Source organism: Vallitalea sp. (assembly GCF_025211055.1).
Lineage (GTDB): Bacteria > Bacillota > Clostridia > Lachnospirales > Vallitaleaceae > Vallitalea.
On the sequence record NZ_JAOARO010000055.1, the window covers coordinates 33505 to 51112 of the forward strand.

The 17608-nt window shown below is 32.5% G+C and carries 16 protein-coding genes; all 16 read left to right on the forward strand.

All coding sequences use genetic code 11. The features are described from left to right. Positions 1-466: 466 nt before the first annotated feature. The 16 genes from rho to N4A55_RS07145 all read left to right on the forward strand — a co-directional run bounded on the left by rho (position 467) and on the right by N4A55_RS07145 (position 17358). The gene (gene rho / locus N4A55_RS07070) at positions 467-2116 is read left to right on the forward strand and encodes a transcription termination factor Rho (protein ID WP_293754882.1); all 1650 of its coding nucleotides are present in this window, start codon (positions 467-469) and stop codon (positions 2114-2116) included. Between the two features lie 143 nt (positions 2117-2259). Beyond that, on the forward strand, positions 2260-2472 hold the full coding sequence (gene rpmE / locus N4A55_RS07075; protein ID WP_293754883.1) for a 50S ribosomal protein L31: 213 nt from the start codon (positions 2260-2262) through the stop codon (positions 2470-2472). Positions 2473-2623: 151 nt separating this feature from the next. After that, positions 2624-3562: a DUF1385 domain-containing protein gene (locus N4A55_RS07080; RefSeq protein WP_293754884.1), complete on the forward strand. Its 939-nt coding sequence runs from the start codon at positions 2624-2626 to the stop codon at positions 3560-3562. After that, a complete protein-coding gene (gene prmC / locus N4A55_RS07085; RefSeq protein ID WP_293754885.1) occupies positions 3531-4394 on the forward strand; it encodes a peptide chain release factor N(5)-glutamine methyltransferase in 864 nt (287 codons plus the stop codon). Before N4A55_RS07080 ends, prmC begins: the two co-directional genes overlap by 32 nt. Positions 4395-4396: 2 nt before the next feature. Then, positions 4397-5467, forward strand: coding sequence for a peptide chain release factor 1 (gene prfA / locus N4A55_RS07090; protein WP_293754886.1), 1071 nt, complete (start codon positions 4397-4399; stop codon positions 5465-5467). Positions 5468-5772: 305 nt separating this feature from the next. After that, a complete protein-coding gene (locus N4A55_RS07095; protein ID WP_293754887.1) occupies positions 5773-7008 on the forward strand; it encodes a cation:proton antiporter in 1236 nt (411 codons plus the stop codon). A 123-nt stretch (positions 7009-7131) separates the two neighbouring features. After that, positions 7132-7539 (forward strand): hypothetical protein, encoded by a 408-nt coding sequence (locus tag N4A55_RS07100; protein WP_293754888.1) that lies wholly within the window; start codon positions 7132-7134, stop codon positions 7537-7539. A gap of 30 nt (positions 7540-7569) precedes the next feature. Then, positions 7570-7923, forward strand: a complete 354-nt coding sequence (locus N4A55_RS07105; protein ID WP_293754890.1) for a P-II family nitrogen regulator — start codon at positions 7570-7572, stop codon at positions 7921-7923. Between the two features lie 114 nt (positions 7924-8037). After that, the gene (locus tag N4A55_RS07110) at positions 8038-8469 is read left to right on the forward strand and encodes a CBS domain-containing protein (RefSeq protein WP_293754891.1); all 432 of its coding nucleotides are present in this window, start codon (positions 8038-8040) and stop codon (positions 8467-8469) included. Positions 8470-8751: 282 nt separating this feature from the next. Next, positions 8752-8907, forward strand: coding sequence for a hypothetical protein (locus N4A55_RS07115; protein ID WP_293754892.1), 156 nt, complete (start codon positions 8752-8754; stop codon positions 8905-8907). Between the two features lie 63 nt (positions 8908-8970). Then, the gene (locus tag N4A55_RS07120; protein WP_293754893.1) at positions 8971-10239 is read left to right on the forward strand and encodes a dihydroorotase; all 1269 of its coding nucleotides are present in this window, start codon (positions 8971-8973) and stop codon (positions 10237-10239) included. Positions 10240-10263: 24 nt separating this feature from the next. Then, positions 10264-11187 carry an orotidine-5'-phosphate decarboxylase gene (pyrF, locus tag N4A55_RS07125; protein ID WP_293754894.1) on the forward strand — a complete coding sequence of 308 codons (924 nt, stop codon included), beginning with the start codon at positions 10264-10266 and terminating at the stop codon, positions 11185-11187. A 145-nt stretch (positions 11188-11332) separates the two neighbouring features. Continuing rightward, positions 11333-12412 carry a carbamoyl phosphate synthase small subunit gene (locus N4A55_RS07130; RefSeq protein WP_293754895.1) on the forward strand — a complete coding sequence of 360 codons (1080 nt, stop codon included), beginning with the start codon at positions 11333-11335 and terminating at the stop codon, positions 12410-12412. Continuing rightward, positions 12405-15623 (forward strand): carbamoyl-phosphate synthase large subunit, encoded by a 3219-nt coding sequence (gene carB / locus N4A55_RS07135; protein WP_293754896.1) that lies wholly within the window; start codon positions 12405-12407, stop codon positions 15621-15623. The genes N4A55_RS07130 and carB overlap by 8 nt, the downstream gene beginning before the upstream one ends. Continuing rightward, positions 15617-16456 carry a dihydroorotate dehydrogenase electron transfer subunit gene (locus N4A55_RS07140; protein WP_293754897.1) on the forward strand — a complete coding sequence of 280 codons (840 nt, stop codon included), beginning with the start codon at positions 15617-15619 and terminating at the stop codon, positions 16454-16456. Before carB ends, N4A55_RS07140 begins: the two co-directional genes overlap by 7 nt. Beyond that, complete coding sequence (locus N4A55_RS07145) at positions 16456-17358, forward strand: dihydroorotate dehydrogenase (RefSeq protein ID WP_293754899.1); 903 nt, start codon at positions 16456-16458, stop codon at positions 17356-17358. The genes N4A55_RS07140 and N4A55_RS07145 overlap by 1 nt, the downstream gene beginning before the upstream one ends. Positions 17359-17608: the final 250 nt, after the last annotated feature.

Sequence of the window (17608 nt, forward strand, 5' to 3'; positions counted from 1 at the left end):
TCAAATAAAAAAATAAAAAATATACCATAAAAAACATTGGTTTGCTTTTATATGGTATAATATATATAATGTATAAAATTGTTTAATAAAGTATAAAAAACAACAGATATACTAATATAGGCTATATAGACTATTAACATTGCTAAGACTAAGACATTATATTGAATACATTATTTATACAAAATAAGTTCAATATAAGCATATCCAATTTATATTTCATATGACTTATCATTATTAATCCCAATATAAAATGTGTTTATATATTAAATAATTAGATAATAATTAATTTAATTAATATTATGTTGTAAATAATCATCATGGGACAAACTTTGGTATATATTGGTATATATTTATATTGGAAAATTTTTATTAATAACTTAAGTTTAACTAATATAACATATTTGATATAATATTTACATAGTTTCGGTTGGAGTAATAATTAATTAAATACGGAAGGGGTGCTCTAATGAGTACAGATTTCAAAAAATTCACTTTAGCTGAGCTTCGCAAGAAAGCAAAAGAAATTGGCATTAGAAGCGTTACAACATTTAAGAAAGCAGAGCTTGTGCAAATTCTTACGGAAGTTGAAGCTAAACAACAAGGGAAAGAAGAAGAAAAACAGGAGCAAAATGTGGAACAAGAAAAGCAACCAAAAAAAGAACCAGAAAAGAAAGAAAAGTCACAACCTAAAACAAAGAAGAAACAAGTAAAGAAAACGCAGCCAAAACTTGAAAAAGTGGAACAAAAAGAAGAACCTAAGGTAGAACAAAAATTAGAGAGATCTGTTAATAAAGACAGAATTGTTCCTAAGAAAACAGGATACAAAAAACAGCAATATAAAATAGAAGATAAAAAAGAAGTTCAAAAAGAAGTTCAAAAAGATATAAATAAAATATCTAATGATAATAACAAGGAAATTAAAAAAGAAGTACATAGAGATAAGTCTACTAAAACTGTACCTTCAGATTTCCAAGATCTAAATAGCGGCGAAATAGCTTATGGAGTATTAGAAGTATTACCAGATGGATTCGGTTTTATTAGATGTGCTAATTATCTGCCAGGTGAAGATGATGTTTATGTGTCACCATCACAAATTAGAAGATTTAATTTAAAGACTGGAGATTTAATAATTGGTAATATAAGAGTACCAAAAGAAAATGAAAAATTTAGAGCATTACTATATGTCCAGTCTGTAAATGGCGATTCACCTGCCAATGCTGCTAAAAGACCTAATTTTGAAGACTTAACACCTATTTTCCCTAATGAAAGGGTTCTTCTTGAAACAATCTCTTCAGAATATTCCACCAGACTAATTGATTTTGTTGCACCTATTGGTAAAGGGCAGAGGGGTATGATTGTGGCACCTCCAAAAGCAGGTAAAACAACATTGCTTAAAAAGATTGCTAATGCCATAACAACAAATCATCCTGATTCTCATCTTATAGTTTTATTAATTGATGAAAGACCAGAAGAAGTAACTGATATAAGACGTTCTATTAATGGTGATAATGTAGAGGTTATATATTCTACTTTTGATGAACTGCCTGAACATCATAAAAGAGTTTCAGAGATGGTGTTGGCAAGAGCCAAGAGAATGGTTGAACAGAAAAAAGATCTATATATATTACTTGACAGTATAACAAGACTAGCTAGGGCTTATAACTTAACTATTCCACCTAGTGGAAGAACTTTATCTGGAGGTCTTGATCCTGCAGCACTTCATATGCCTAAGAAATTCTTTGGTGCAGCTAGAAATATCGAAGAAGGAGGAAGTCTTACAATACTTGCTACAGCACTTGTTGAAACAGGAAGTAAGATGGACGAAGTAGTTTTTGAAGAGTTTAAAGGAACAGGTAATATGGAATTAGTTCTTGATAGAAAACTTTCTGAAAAAAGAATATTCCCAGCTATTGATATTGCCAAATCCGGTACAAGAAGAGATGATTTACTTTATACAAAAGAAGAAATGGATGCTATTTATAGATTAAGGAAAGCAAGTAGTAATATGCGTTCAGACGAAGTTACTGAAAGTATACTGAAAGTTTTTGTTAAATCTAAGAATAACACAGATTTCTTCAATACAATCAATAATAATTTATTGGATAAATATAGATAAATAATCAAACTATTTAAATACAGTCATGAAAGGTATTGCATACTATTATTTCATGTGTTATAATATAAAAGCTGTTTTAAAATATAAGTTCGACTTATGTCGGCATATAATATTAAGTCTAATATTTGAAAGAGGTGAAACAAATGAAGGAAGGAATTCATCCAAAATATCATCAAGCTAAAGTAAAATGTAACTGCGGTAACGAGTTTGTTACTGGTTCAACAGAAGAAAGCATTCACGTTGAAATTTGTTCAAAGTGCCACCCATTTTATACTGGAACTCAAAAAGCAGTCTCTGCTCGTGGACGTATAGATAAGTTCAACCGTAAATATGGTATGAATCAAGAAAATAACTAATTAGCTAAGAAGTTGAGGATTATCCTCAACTTTTTTTATCGTATAGTATAATTATCATTATTTGTACAAAATTAAATTATGTAGATAAAAAAAAGATAACATGTTATAATTTAATAAGTTTTAAAAATAATATAATATGGAAGTGATATAATTGAAACCAGTAGATATAGGAGGCCAAGCAGTTATCGAGGGTGTTATGATGAAAAACAAAAACACCTATGCAGTTGCTGTCAGAAAACCCGATAAAGAAATAATAATTGATAAAAGAGAATATACAAGTTTTTCCGAAAAACTAAAATTTTTTAAGCTACCCATATTCAGAGGTATGTTAGCATTTGTGGAATCATTAGTTATAGGTATGAAGATTCTTACTTATTCAGCTGAGTTTTTTGAAGTAGAAGAGGAGAAAGAAAAAGAACCAGGTAAATTCGACAGATTTTTAACTAAAGTATTTGGAGACAAATTAGATAAAGTTGTAGTAGGTTTCTCTGTTGTATTGTCAATAATATTGGCAATAGGATTATTTGTACTATTACCTTTAGGACTTTCTCAACTAGTTAAGGATAAATTACCATATGAGGGTCTAATTAATTTGGTAGATGGGATAATAAGAGTTGTTATATTCCTTGTATATCTGAAAATAATATCATTGATGAAAGATATACAAAGAGTTTTTCAATATCACGGAGCAGAACATAAATCTATAAATTGTCTAGAACACGAAGAAGAACTTACTGTCGAAAATATCAAGAAACATTCAAGATACCATAAGAGATGTGGGACAAACTTCTTGCTTATTGTAGTTCTTATGAGTATACTAGTATTAATGATAATTGATGTTAGGACATTTTGGCTAAGGTTTGCTGTAAGATTATTATGCTTACCACTAATAGCTGGATTGTCATATGAAATTATAAAATGGTTAGGCAGATCAGAATCAAAACTTGCAGCCGTTATTGCAAAACCTGGATTATGGTTACAAAAATTAACAACAAGAGAACCAGATGGTTCACAGATAGAAGTTGCAATTGCTTCTTTGAAAGGGGTCTTAGTTAACGATGAAGAAGACCATAAGGAACGCATTGGATGATGGAGTTAAGACTTTATCAAGTAATAACATTACTGATGCTAGATTAGATGCAGATTTATTACTAGAACATGTACTTGGAGTTGATAAAGTATATATTATAATTAATGGTAATGAATTAATATCAGAAGAAAAATATAATATATATAATAATCTTATATCAGAGAGAGCTAAGGGTAGACCCCTTCAATATATAATTGGATATCAAGAATTTATGGGATTAACATTTGAAGTTAATGAGAATGTGTTGATTCCAAGACAAGATACTGAAGTACTTGTATTAGAAGCAATTAAATATATTAGGGAAAACAATATAACTAATATATTAGAGATTGGGACAGGCACTGGGTGTATTCCAATAAGCATATGTTATAATTGTAATGATGTAAAAGCTACTACTGTGGATATATCAGATGAAGCCCTTAAAATTGCTAAAAAAAATGCAATCATTAATAATGTTGCTGATAGAATACAATTTGTTAGAAGCAACTTATTTGAAGGTATAGATGAAAAACATGAATTTCAGCTTTTTATATCTAATCCACCTTATATTCGAAGTAAAGATATAGGTGATTTGATGATTGAAGTGAAAGAACATGAACCTATAGGAGCATTAGATGGTGGAGAAGATGGACTATATTTTTATAGGGAAATCTCCAAAGAGGTTAAAAAAAGAACAAAAATAATGAGTTATATTTTATATGAAGTAGGATATGACCAAAGTGGTGAAGTGAAGAAGATTTTAAATGCATTAGGGTACACTGATATTAAGATATACAAGGATCTAGCAGGAGTCAATAGAGTTGTAGCTGGTGCATATAATAGAGAGGTGTAGTTATGTTTGGTAAATTAGACGGTATTGTTAGTAAATTTGAAGAGATATCTGAAATGATTAATGATCCAGATATTATTAGTCAACAAGATAGGTGGCGTAAGCTTATGAAAGAGCATAGCGATTTATTACCTATAGTTGATAAATATAAAGAATACAAAAATACTAAAATTAATTTAGAAGATAGTTTAGCAATTCTTGAAGAAGAAGAAGACCCAGAAATGAAAGAAATGGCTAAAGAAGAACTAAATGAGAGTAAAGAACTACTAGTTGAGATAGAAGAAGAATTAAAGATATTATTATTACCAAAAGACCCTAATGACGATAAAAATGTTTTTGTTGAGATTAGAGGTGGAGCTGGTGGAGATGAAGCTGCTTTATTTGCAGGAAGCCTATTTCGTATGTATTCAAGATATGCTGAAAGAAATAGATGGAAAGTTGAACTGATAAGTTTTAACGAATGCGGCGTTGGCGGGTTCAAAGAAGTAGTGTTCATGATTACAGGTAAAGGTGCTTATTCAAAATTAAAATATGAAAGTGGAGTACATCGTGTTCAGAGAGTTCCTGTTACTGAGTCAGGAGGAAGAATCCATACTTCTACAGTAACGGTAGCAGTATTACCTGAAGTTGAAGATGTAGCTGTTGAGATTAATATGAATGATATTAGAGTAGATGTATTCAGAGCATCTGGTAATGGTGGGCAATGTGTTAATACGACTGACTCTGCTGTTAGAATTACTCACTTGCCAACTGGATTAGTAGTTAGTTGCCAAGATGAAAAATCTCAGCTTAAAAATAAAGATAAGGCGTTAAAAGTACTTCGTTCTAGATTATTTGATATGGAACAAGCAAAACAGCAAAAAGAATTAGCTGAGAATAGAAAAAGTCAAGTAGGTACAGGAGATAGAAGTGAAAAAATACGTACTTATAACTTCCCACAAGGTAGAGTCACTGACCACAGAATCAAGTTAACATTGCATAGACTAGATGGTATACTTGATGGAGATATAGAAGAAGTGGTTGATAGTCTAGTAACAGCAGATCAAGCCCAAAAATTAAAAAATATTTCAAGTTAATCTAAACTGTCTCATAAGTGTATATTTTACTAAGATATAAATGTAAAATATATTGTGAGACAGTTTTATTTATATAGAGTATAATTTCATCAGTTATTATGAAAATATTAAAGCACCCATTTTTATTATGCACTTTTACTACCTATAATAATAGATTTAATAAGATTAGTCCAAGCATAGATATATTTAACTAAAAATATATCAAAAACATTGTGATATTCAACATTATTACCATTGCATATCCCACATAATAGTAGTAGAATCTAATTTGTGCTATTTTAAATTTATATTAGGGGGCATAAAAAATGGATTTTTCAGCAATGATGCAACATGCACAAGAGTATCATTTTTTATTACAACTGGCAATACTATTAGTAGCCGCTGCCGTTGGTGGATGGTTGGCTTCGAAAGCTTCGATGCCACCAGTTCTTGGACAAATATTAGTTGGAATTATTATAGGTCCGACTGTATTTGATTTGATAGATGGTAATAGTGAGTTAATACATGGGATATCTCAAATAGGTGTGGTATTTTTAATGTTTTTAGCTGGATTAGAAACTGATCTAAAGGAACTTAAAGCATCAGGAAAAGGTGCTTCAATAATTGCAATGGGTGGTGTATTATTGCCGTTGGGTCTAGGAACGCTAGTTCCATTATTATTCTTTAAGAATTTTTTACCTGATGGAGATTCACATCATCAATTAATGTTTGCATTATATATAGGTACCATATTAACAGCTACTTCTGTTAGTATTTCTGTTTCAGTTCTTAGAGATATGAAACAATTAGCTAGTAAACAAGGAATTTCTATCTTGGGTGCTGCTATAATAGATGACGTAGTAGGAATCATTTTATTAGCTGTAGTATCAGGTATGGTTAATCCTTCAGGTGATACTGATATAAAACAATTAATGATAAGAATTGTATCATTCTTTGTTATAGCTGTCATTGGAGGTATAATTATCTCAAAAGGAATCACCAAATTTGCTCAAGGCTCAGTATGGAGAGATAGAATTGTAACATTTGCTATAATATTATGTTTTATCTTTGCGTATTTAGCTGAGATGTTTAGTGTAGCAGCAATCACAGGTGCATATTTTGCAGGTGTAGCACTAGCAACAACACCATATAGACATCGTGTTGTTAGTAAAATACAATCATTTGCTTACGCATTATTTACACCAATATTTTTTGTAAGTATTGGACTTAGTGCTGTTATAAAAAGTGATATTGTTAATTATATAGGTTATGCACTAGTGATAGTAATAATTGCGATAATTGGTAAAATGGTAGGTTGTGGTCTTGGTGCAAGATTATCCGGATTCAAAGGAAGACAATCATTACAAATTGGTGTGGGTATGATAGCCCGGGCAGAAGTAGCATTGATTGTTGCCAATCAAGGACTAAGAAGCAATATAATAACTAATAAGACTTTTACTAGTATTGTTTTATTGGTAGTTATTTCAACAATCGTTACACCACCTCTTCTAAAAATGTTATTCAAAAATGAAAAACCAGTTGAAGTATCACAGTGTGAATAGTATAATAATATTTTAAATAGGGAATGGCATATAATAGTAATAGATACTATTTAAACTAATCGTTGACTAGTAACAGTCCTTAACATGAGGACTTTATATAATAAAACATGAAGGAGTGATAGTGTGTACGTATTGTTTATTGTATTAAATGAACCTGAGTATTTACCTGAAGTTTTATTTAAAATGAAGCAATTAGGTATCAGAGGGGCAACTGTCATTGATAGTATGGGTGCTACAGCAATAAGTAAAGAGATCTATAATATACCTGTAATTGGTGGTTTTATGAAATCTATTGATGGTGATACTCATTATAACAAAACAGTTTTCTCTGTTATTGAACGTGAAGAGCAGGTTGAACTAGTGATGAACCATATAGAAAGAGTAATAGGTGGAGATATGAAAAAACCTAATAAAGGTATTATGTTTGTATTACCTGTTACACATATGCGAGGCGGAGAGTTACAACGTCATATTGAAAGTAGAGAAAACAAAAAAGTTATGGCTAAGGAATTCGAAAGTGAATATTATTAAAAAATCCTATTTAAGAAAAGAGGATGATATATGCTAAACTGTAAGTATATTCTTTTTATAGTTATAAATGATGTTAAAAAATCCAAGAGTGTCAAGAAAAAGTTAGCGGCTCTAGGAATATCTAGATATACAGTCATTGATACATTTGGATTATCAGCCATAGAAGGGTGTAATATAAAAATGTCTTCTAAGATGTTTAACTACATGAATAATGCTGATAACAAAAAATATAATAAGACTATTTTTGTTGCACTGCCTACTGAAGAAGCTGCAATAAATGTAATGAATGAAATTGAAATAATCCTTGACTTAAATACTGATAAAACAGGAAAAGGAATAATGTTTACTGTTCCCATTTATAAGAGTCATGGTATAAGGATATAGTTAAAAAATCTCTAATTAAGTAAATCAAGCTTAGTTGGAGATTTTTTGTGTATATTATATAGCTTTTCTTCTAATAATAAATGGTATAAGTTATTAGAAGGAGAGTGTATAAACATGAAAGCTAAAGAAATAATGACATCTGATATAGTTTCCGTTAATGAAGATACATCTATTAAAGAAGCTGCCAAAAAAATGAGAGATGAGGATGTTGGTTCAATACCTGTAGAAGATAATAATGAGCTAGTTGGAATCATAACTGATAGAGATATTGTTTTAAAAACTATTGCAGAAGATATTAATGCTCAAGATGCAAAGTGTAAAGATATCATGTCAAAAGATGTTATAACAGCAACACCTGATATGAATGTAAAAGATGTAGCTCATTTAATGTCACATAATCAAGTAAAAAGAATTCCTGTTGTAGAAGATAAGAACGTAGTTGGTATAATTTCTTTAAAAGATTTATCTCAGGCTAGAGCCTTTGAGGATGAAGCTGGAGAAGTATTGAATGATATTACAGAAGATGATTATGATACTTTTAGATAATAAAAAGTACTCATACTCAACAATGAATTAAAAATTATTTTTCTTGTACTATTTAAAGTTAAGGGAGTTAAAGGGTTTTATTACTTAATATTGATCTTTTACTCCCTTTTGCAATATAATATATTATGAGGTTTTGTTGGTGATTTACTTTAAGAAGTTCTAATGAAAATATTGACTTTTATATTAGATTATGATATCATTTATAAAAATATATAAAACTAATTCGACAGTACGCAAGTCGACCTTTAATTTGGTACAGAGAGACCAGCAAGGGAGGAAATTATGATGCGAGACATCGGTGCGTTCTTTTATTGTATAAAAAAATATACAAACTGCATAATGAATAGTATGAAGACAGAGAATATTATTATGGCAATTCTGTCCTCATTTGTAATTGAAAAAAATGAACTTTGTAATATTAGGGAATATACTTGGTAATTGATTATACCATGTGTATTCCCTTTTTCATTATTTACAAATAAACTCAGGAGGGTTGAATTAATGAAATTATTAATTAAGAATGGAACAATAATTAATCCAAAAGACGACTTAGTTAAAAAACTAGACTTACTTATTGATGATGATGTAATAGTAAAGATGCAAAAAAACATTACTTGTGAAGTAGATGAAATTATAGATGCAGAAGGATTATGGGTAACACCAGGACTTATTGATGTACATGTACATCTAAGAGAACCAGGATATGAACATAAGGAAACTATAGCAACAGGAAGTAAAAGTGCAGCGGCAGGGGGCTTTACAACGATATGTGCTATGCCTAATACTAACCCTTCAATAGATACAAAAGAGCTAGTAGAGATGGTAAAACAAAAAGCAGAAAAGGAAGCTGTTGTAAATGTTCTACCAATAGGAGCAATAACATTAGGACAAAATGGAGAGCAGCTAGTAGATATTGAAGCTATGGTAGAGGCAGGGATATGTGCTATAAGTGAAGATGGTAAATCAGTAATGAATGCAAAGATACTTAATGATGCTATGATACAAGCTGAAAAATTAAATATACCGGTATTATCACATTGCGAAGATGCCAATTTAGCTAAAATAGGAATTATGAATGAAGGCATTGCTAATAAATTAGGTGTAGATGGGATTCCACCAGAATCAGAAGATATAATTGTATCAAGAGATATAATTATAGCAGGAAGAACAGGAGCTAGACTTCATATCTGTCATATTAGTACGAAAGAGAGTATAGACTTTCTAAAAAATGCTAAGGATAGTGGTTTAAATGTGTCTGCTGAAGTATGCCCACATCATTATACTTTGACAGAAGATGATGTAACAATAGAAAACACGAATACAAAAATGAACCCGCCATTAAGAAGTAAAAAAGATGTAGAAGCGGTAAAAAAAGCATTAAAAGATGGAGTAATAGAGATAATCGCCACTGACCATGCTCCACATCATATTGATGAAAAAAATCTTGGATATGAAAAAGCTCCAAATGGTATAGTTGGACTTGAAACAGCTGTAGCATTAGGAATAACTGAACTAGTTGAAACAAAGATATTAACACCCCTTCAACTTATCAGGAAAATGAGTTATAACCCAGCTAAGATGTTAGGAATCAATAAAGGAACACTGGAGATTGGGAAAATCGCAGATATAACAATTATTAATCCAACAGAAGAATATCAAATAGATGTGAACAGATTTCATTCAAAAAGCAAAAATAGTCCTTTCCATAGAAAACATGTAAAAGGAAAGGTTAAATATACAATTGTAAATGGAAAAGTAGTTTTCAATTAAAGAGATATAAGGAGGAAGATAATAATGGTAGATCAATTAATAAGAAAGATTAAAGAGATGGATAATGCAACTGTTGTAGGATTAGACCCTAGATTGAATTTTGTACCAGAATATATAAAAGAAAGTTCATATGAGAAATATGGAAAGAGTCTTAAGGGAGTAGCTGATGCATTTTATACCTTTAACAGAGAAATAATAGATAATGTATATGACTTAATACCTGCTGTAAAACCACAGGTTGCAATGTATGAACAATTTGGTGTTGATGGGCTGAAAGCTTATATAGATACAATAAATTATGCAAAAGAAAAAGGTCTTATAGTAATAGGAGATATAAAAAGAAGTGATATAGCTTCAACAGCTTTAGCATATTCCAATGGACATATTGGTAGAGTAGAAGTTGAGGAAGAAGCATTTGAAGTATATAAAGAGGATTTCATAACTCTAAACCCATATCTAGGTTATGATTCCATAGAGCCTTATATAGGAAATTGTAATGAGTATGATAAAGGATTGTTTGTGCTAGTAAAGACATCTAATCCAAATAGTGGAGAGATACAGGACCTTGTTGTAGAAGGTGAAAAGATATATGAGAGAGTAGGAAAGCTTGTAGCTAGTTGGGGAGAGAAATCAATGGGTGAGCTTGGTTATAGCAGAGTAGGAGCAGTTGTAGGAGCAACTTATCCAAAGCAGAGTACTGAGCTTAGAAAAATTATGCCTAAGACGTTTTTCTTGGTACCTGGTTATGGTGCACAAGGGGCTACAGCGGAAGATTTGGCTGGATGTTTTAATAAAGATGGATTGGGAGCTATAGTTAACTCTTCTAGAGGAATTATTGCGGCTTATACTAAGGAAGCTTATAGGAATAAGTTCAAGGTTGAGGAATTCGGTAAGGCGGCTAGAGAAGCTGTGATTAGTATGAGAGATGATTTGAATAGGGTAAGATAGCTCGCCGTCCGTGGCTCGCTGCTTCACATACCCCTTTACTACCTTCGGTATTGGATGATGGACTCACGTATGGATAATTAAAATAATAAATTAAAGATAAGGTTTATGATGATAGATAATTGATGACTTAGAAGGAGTTTACTATATGAGAGCTAGATTGATTCTTGAGAATGGGACTGTATTTCATGGGAGAGCTTTTGGGTATCTTAAGGAGACAGTTGGAGAGGTTGTTTTTAACACTGGAATGACAGGATATCAAGAAGTATTGACTGACCCGTCTTATTATGGACAGATTGTTACTATGACGTATCCTTTGATTGGAAATTATGGTATTAATTTGGATGATATGCAGTCTAAGGGAGCTAAGGTTAGAGGATTTATTGTTAGGGAAAAATGTGATGCTCCTAGTAACTGGAGATGTGAGTTTGAACTTGATACTTATTTGAAAGAGAATAGGATATTAGGTTTGGAAGGTATAGATACTAGGGCATTGACTAAGATAATTAGAAACTATGGTACTATGAAGGGGATTATAACATTAAGGGATTTAACTGATAGTCAGATAAAATTACAGTTGGATGGATTTAATAATAATAGTGCGGTAAAAGAAGTTACTACTAAGGAAGTGCAGATTGAAGATGGTGATGGGTTACATATTGCTATGATGGATTTTGGAATTAAGCAAAATATTATTGATTCATTTAAGAGTAGAGGATGCAAACTAACTATTTTTCCAGCTAATACGAAAGCAGAAGATGTGTTGGCGGTAGAACCTGATGGAGTATTCTTGTCTAATGGACCTGGAGATCCAAAGGATATACCAGAGGCTATTGAGGAGATTAAAAAGATAGTTGGGAAAAAGCCTATAACTGGTATATGCTTGGGACATCAACTTTTAGCTCTAGCTCTTGGTGGTAATACTGAGAAGCTGAAATTTGGACATAGAGGGGCTAATCATCCAGTTAAGGACTTGAAAACTGGCAAAATAATGATAACATCACAGAATCATGGTTATGTGGTTACTGATGAGGGTCTGCCAAAGGATGTTAGTGTAACTCATGTAAATATGAATGATAATACTATTGAAGGTATGAGACATAATAAGTATAAGATGTATAGTATACAGTTTCATCCGGAAGCTTGTCCAGGACCATATGATACAGATGGTATATTTGATGAATTTATTGACATAATGAATGACCAAGGAGGTAAATTAGATGCCTAAGGATATGAGCATAAAAAAAGTATTGGTAATAGGTTCAGGACCTATAGTTATTGGACAAGCGGCAGAGTTTGACTATTCAGGGACACAAGCTTGTCAAGCACTGAGAGAAGAAGGAATCGAGACTATATTAGTTAACAGTAATCCAGCTACGATAATGACAGATAAAGAAGTAGCTGATAAAGTATATATAGAACCACTTACTATAGAGTATCTAGAAAAAGTAATTGATATTGAAAGACCTGATAGTTTGATTGCGGGTATGGGTGGTCAAACAGGACTTAATATAGCTGTTGAACTCTATGATAGTGGAATACTAGATAAGTATAACGTTCGTGTGATAGGAACGTCCATAGAGGCAATAAAAGAAGGAGAAGACAGGGAAGATTTTAAGAAATTGATGGAGAGAATTGACCAGCCTGTAATAGAGAGCAAAATTGTAACCAGTATGGAAGAAGGTGTAGATTTTGCTGCTAAGATTGGTTATCCTGTTGTAGTAAGACCAGCTTATACACTTGGTGGAAGTGGTGGAGGAATTGCTGAAGACAGAGAAGAATTAAAACAAATACTAGCTAAAGGTCTACAATTAAGCAGAGTTGGACAGGTTTTATTAGAAAAATCAATAAAAGGTTGGAAAGAAATAGAGTATGAAGTTATGAGAGACTCTTTTGGCAACTGTATAACTGTATGTAATATGGAAAACATTGACCCTGTTGGAGTACATACAGGTGATAGTATTGTTGTAGCACCATCACAGACTCTATCAGATGTAGAATATCAAATGTTAAGAAAAGCGTCTATAGACATAATAAATGCTATAGGGATTGAAGGAGGATGTAATGTCCAGTTAGCACTTCATCCAGATAGCTATGAATATGCAGTAATTGAAATCAATCCAAGAGTAAGTCGTTCTTCAGCTCTAGCATCAAAAGCAACAGGTTATCCAATAGCCAAAGTAAGTACTAAGATAGCATTAGGCTATGGACTAGAAGAAATTAGTAATGCGGTAACTAAGAAGACAAAAGCATGTTTTGAACCAACACTTGATTATTGTGTTATAAAAATACCAAAATGGCCTTTTGACAAATTCAGAAGAGCTAAAAAGACATTAGGAACTAAGATGATGGCCACTGGAGAAGTTATGGCAATAGGAAATAACTTTGAATCAGCATTATTAAAGGCAATTCGTTCCCTTGAGATAGGAGAATACTCACTATATCATAAAAAAGCAGCTACAAGAAGTTTGGAAGAATTAAAAAGAAGAGTACAGATACCTGATGATGAAAGATTATTTGACTTAGCTGAGCTTCTAAGAAGAAATTATAGAATAGATAAAGTATGTAGAATTACTGGAATAGATGAATTCTTTGTAAATAAAATAAAAGGAATAGTTAATGAGGAAGAGAAACTCAGAACTAAGACAATAGATGATGTAGATAGAGAATGGATGTTATATCTTAAGAAAAAAGGTTTCTCTGACAAAGCTATAGCGGATTTTGTAAATTGTAAACCAGTAGAAGTATACAATCTTAGAAAAGCCTACCATATAAAAGCAGTATTTAAGATGGTAGATACATGTGGTGGTGAATTTGAAGCTCTATCACCATATTATTACTCAACATATGATGAATATGATGAGGTAGAAGTTTCAGATAACAAAAAAGTAATGGTTATAGGCTCTGGGCCTATTAGGATAGGACAGGGAATAGAATTTGATTATTGTAGTGTACACAGTATATTAGCACTGAAAAAAGCAGGAATAGAAACAATAATAGCCAATAACAATCCAGAAACGGTTAGTACAGATTTTGATACAGCTGATAAACTGTATTTTGAACCGCTTACAGAAGAGGATGTACTTAATATCATTGAAAAAGAAAACCCAGATGGTGTCATACTTCAATTTGGAGGACAAACAGCCATTAAGCTAGCTGGATTTCTGGATGAAATGAATGTAAATGTGTTAGGAACTAAGCCTAAGCAAATAGATGAATCAGAAGATAGAGAAAAATTCGATGAATTAATGGAGTCTCTTGGAATAGAAAGACCTAAGGGTAAAGCGGTATGGAATTTACAGGAAGGATTGGAAGAAGCAGAAATATTAGGATATCCTGTACTTGTAAGACCATCCTATGTACTTGGTGGACAAGGTATGGAGATTACTTACGACAAGATAGAATTGGAAAGATACCTAGTACAAGCCTTTGAAAGAGACAGCAAGAACCCAGTATTGATTGATAGATACTTGATAGGTAGAGAGATTGAAGTAGATGCAATATGTGATGGAGAAGATATCTTAATACCTGGAATCATGGAACATCTTGAAAGAGCGGGAGTCCATTCAGGAGATAGTATATCAATATATCCATCCAAAAATATTGAGCAGGAAATAAAAGACAAGATTCTTCATCATACCAGACAGATAGCAAAAGCTCTAAAAGTAGTTGGTATGATTAATATTCAATACATTGAATATAAGGATGAAGTATATATCATAGAAGTAAATCCTAGGTCTTCTAGAACAGTTCCATATATAAGTAAAGTAACAGGAGTTCCAATGATTGACCTAGCAACAAAAGTAATGCTAGGAAGTAAACTTAGTGAGTTAGGATTTGGAACAGGATTATATAAAGAAGCAGATACAATAGCCATTAAAGTACCAGTATTCTCTACTCAAAAATTACCTGATGTAGAAGTTAGCTTAGGACCAGAAATGAGGTCAACAGGTGAGGTTCTAGGAGTTGGAAAGACTTTTGAAGAGGCATTGTTCAAAGGATTCATAGCTTCTGGTATGAATATGCCAAAAGAAGGTGGAACAATCCTAGCTACTATAAAACCTTATGACCAAGAAGAATTCATACCTATAGCAAAAGGATTTGCTGATAAGGGATATAGATTCCTCGCAACAGAGGGTACTGCAAAAATTCTAAAAGAACATGATATAGATGTAAGTATCGTAAAGAAAATCAGTGAAGGCGTACCAAATATTCTAGACTTAATTAGAAGTGGTATGTTAGACTTAGTAATAAATACACCTACTAAAGCAAATGATTCAACAAGAGACGGATTCAGGATTAGGAGAGCGGCAATAGAAGCTTCGGTACCAGTATTGACTTCTCTTGATACAGCTAGAGGATTGTTAGATATCTTGTGTACAGATTTGAAACATGAGGATACGGATGTGTACAATTTAGGGGTCAGGGTAAAGTGTTAGAACGGGATTATAGTGCAAATAGTAAGTTGATGAATAACATCTGGAAAGGAGATATTATGTGTCAGGATAATTTTAGAGATAAGCAAGAGGCAGAGATAATATCTAATGTGGAAATAGCGGATAATGTATATAGAATGGTTATTAGGCAGGAAGAGATTGCTGTTAATGCTAAGGCAGGACAATTTATTAATGTTTATTGTAAGGCTGAAAGTAGGATATTGCCTAGGCCTATAAGTATTTGTGAAGTGGATAGAGAGTGTGGATTAGTTACGATTGTTTATATGATTGTTGGTATGGGAACTAAGGAATTCTCTGACCTTGATTCAGGGGATAGAATTGAAGTGTTAGGTCCATTAGGTAATGGGTTCAAGATTAAAGATTGTGAAGAGAGTATTATTGTTGGTGGTGGGGTTGGTGCGCCACCTCTTCTTGAGCTTGTGAAGAATCTTCCTGGTAAGAAAAAAGTTTTTCTTGGATTCAGAAGTGGGTCGTTCTTGACGAAGGAATTTGAGAAATATGCAGAAGTTCATGTTGCGACTGATGATGGTTCGGTTGGAGAAAAAGGAAATGTAGTTCAGTTGATGGAAAAAGTGGGAGCTAAAGGAAGTATCATATATTCTTGTGGACCAAAACCTATGTTGGCTGCTGTCAAAGATATGGCTGAGAGATTAGAAGTAGATGCTCAGATATCATTAGAAGAAAGAATGGGCTGTGGTATAGGGGCTTGTGTAGGATGTATATGTAAGATTAAAGCAGATAATGAGTTAGGATATGTTCATAAAAAAGTCTGTAAGGATGGACCTGTTTTTGATGCTAAGGAGGTAATATTTTAATGAATACTTCAGTAAATATAGCAGGGATTGATTTTAAGAATCCCGTGATGACTGCTTCTGGAACTTTTGGGTCTGGGAAAGAGTACTCGGAATTTGTAGACCTTAATAGACTTGGGGGAGTAGTTGTTAAGGGAGTTGCAAGTAATGAATGGTTAGGAAATCCAGTACCAAGAATTGCAGAGACTTATGGTGGAATGCTTAATGCAGTTGGTTTACAAAATCCTGGTGTAGATGTTTTTATAGAGGAAGATATTCCTTTTCTTAGAAAGTATGATACCAGAATTATTGTTAATATAGCTGGAAAAACTGTAGATGAATATGTAGAGGTGGCTGAGAAACTTCAAGATGCAGATATAGATATGATAGAACTTAATATATCTTGTCCTAATGTTAAAGAGGGTGGTGTAGCATTTGGGACTGACCCTAAAATGGCTGAGTATGTTACATCTGAGGTGAAAAAATATGCTAAACAACCTTTGATAGTGAAATTGAGTCCTAATGTGACAGATATTACAGAAATAGCTAGGGCAGTAGAAGCAGGTGGGGCGGACTGTGTTTCATTAATTAATACTTTGCTAGGTATGAAGATAGATATTTATAAGAGGAAACCTGTACTTGCTAATAGAGTTGGAGGATTCTCGGGACCTGCTATAAAACCTGTTGCAGTAAGAATGGTGAATCAGGTATATAATAGCATTAAATTGCCTATTATAGGTCTTGGAGGGATATGTAATGGGGAAGATGCTATTGAGTTCATGTTGGCTGGAGCTACGGGAATAGCTGTTGGGACTGCTAATTTTATGAATCCTAGGGCAACGGTTGATGTTATTGAAGGAATTGAGAGATATATGGAGAGTATGGGAGTTAAGGATGTTGGGGAATTGATTGGTGGGGTTGAGTAATAAGTAACGGTCGGGGAGTAAAGGGGATGTTACGCCGGCAGGTTATACGTCCTGTATAAATTGCCTATACAACAAAATAGAAACTAAATAAAGTATTGAAATTAAATAATATAATAATCTCTCGGAATCTTGAGAGATCATGTCAGCAAAGCTGACAAAAGCACTTTGACAAGTAAATATTGTCTGAATTACAAATAAAAGTAGAAAAATGGGTAAAAGAAATAGACATAACTGCTGTTATGCTTTAAAA

Bases quoted from the DNA above. Each gene is read 5' to 3' on its own strand.
- rho (WP_293754882.1), top strand. From the start codon at position 467: ATGAGTACAGATTTCAAAAAATTCACTTTAGCTGAGCTTCGCAAGAAA.
- rpmE (WP_293754883.1), top strand. From the start codon at position 2,260: ATGAAGGAAGGAATTCATCCAAAATATCATCAAGCTAAAGTAAAATGT.
- prmC (WP_293754885.1), top strand. From the start codon at position 3,531: ATGAAGAAGACCATAAGGAACGCATTGGATGATGGAGTTAAGACTTTA.
- prfA (WP_293754886.1), top strand. From the start codon at position 4,397: ATGTTTGGTAAATTAGACGGTATTGTTAGTAAATTTGAAGAGATATCT.
- N4A55_RS07095 (WP_293754887.1), top strand. From the start codon at position 5,773: ATGGATTTTTCAGCAATGATGCAACATGCACAAGAGTATCATTTTTTA.
- N4A55_RS07105 (WP_293754890.1), top strand. From the start codon at position 7,570: ATGCTAAACTGTAAGTATATTCTTTTTATAGTTATAAATGATGTTAAA.
- N4A55_RS07110 (WP_293754891.1), top strand. From the start codon at position 8,038: ATGAAAGCTAAAGAAATAATGACATCTGATATAGTTTCCGTTAATGAA.
- N4A55_RS07115 (WP_293754892.1), top strand. From the start codon at position 8,752: ATGATGCGAGACATCGGTGCGTTCTTTTATTGTATAAAAAAATATACA.
- N4A55_RS07120 (WP_293754893.1), top strand. From the start codon at position 8,971: ATGAAATTATTAATTAAGAATGGAACAATAATTAATCCAAAAGACGAC.
- pyrF (WP_293754894.1), top strand. From the start codon at position 10,264: ATGGTAGATCAATTAATAAGAAAGATTAAAGAGATGGATAATGCAACT.
- N4A55_RS07130 (WP_293754895.1), top strand. From the start codon at position 11,333: ATGAGAGCTAGATTGATTCTTGAGAATGGGACTGTATTTCATGGGAGA.
- carB (WP_293754896.1), top strand. From the start codon at position 12,405: ATGCCTAAGGATATGAGCATAAAAAAAGTATTGGTAATAGGTTCAGGA.
- N4A55_RS07145 (WP_293754899.1), top strand. From the start codon at position 16,456: ATGAATACTTCAGTAAATATAGCAGGGATTGATTTTAAGAATCCCGTG.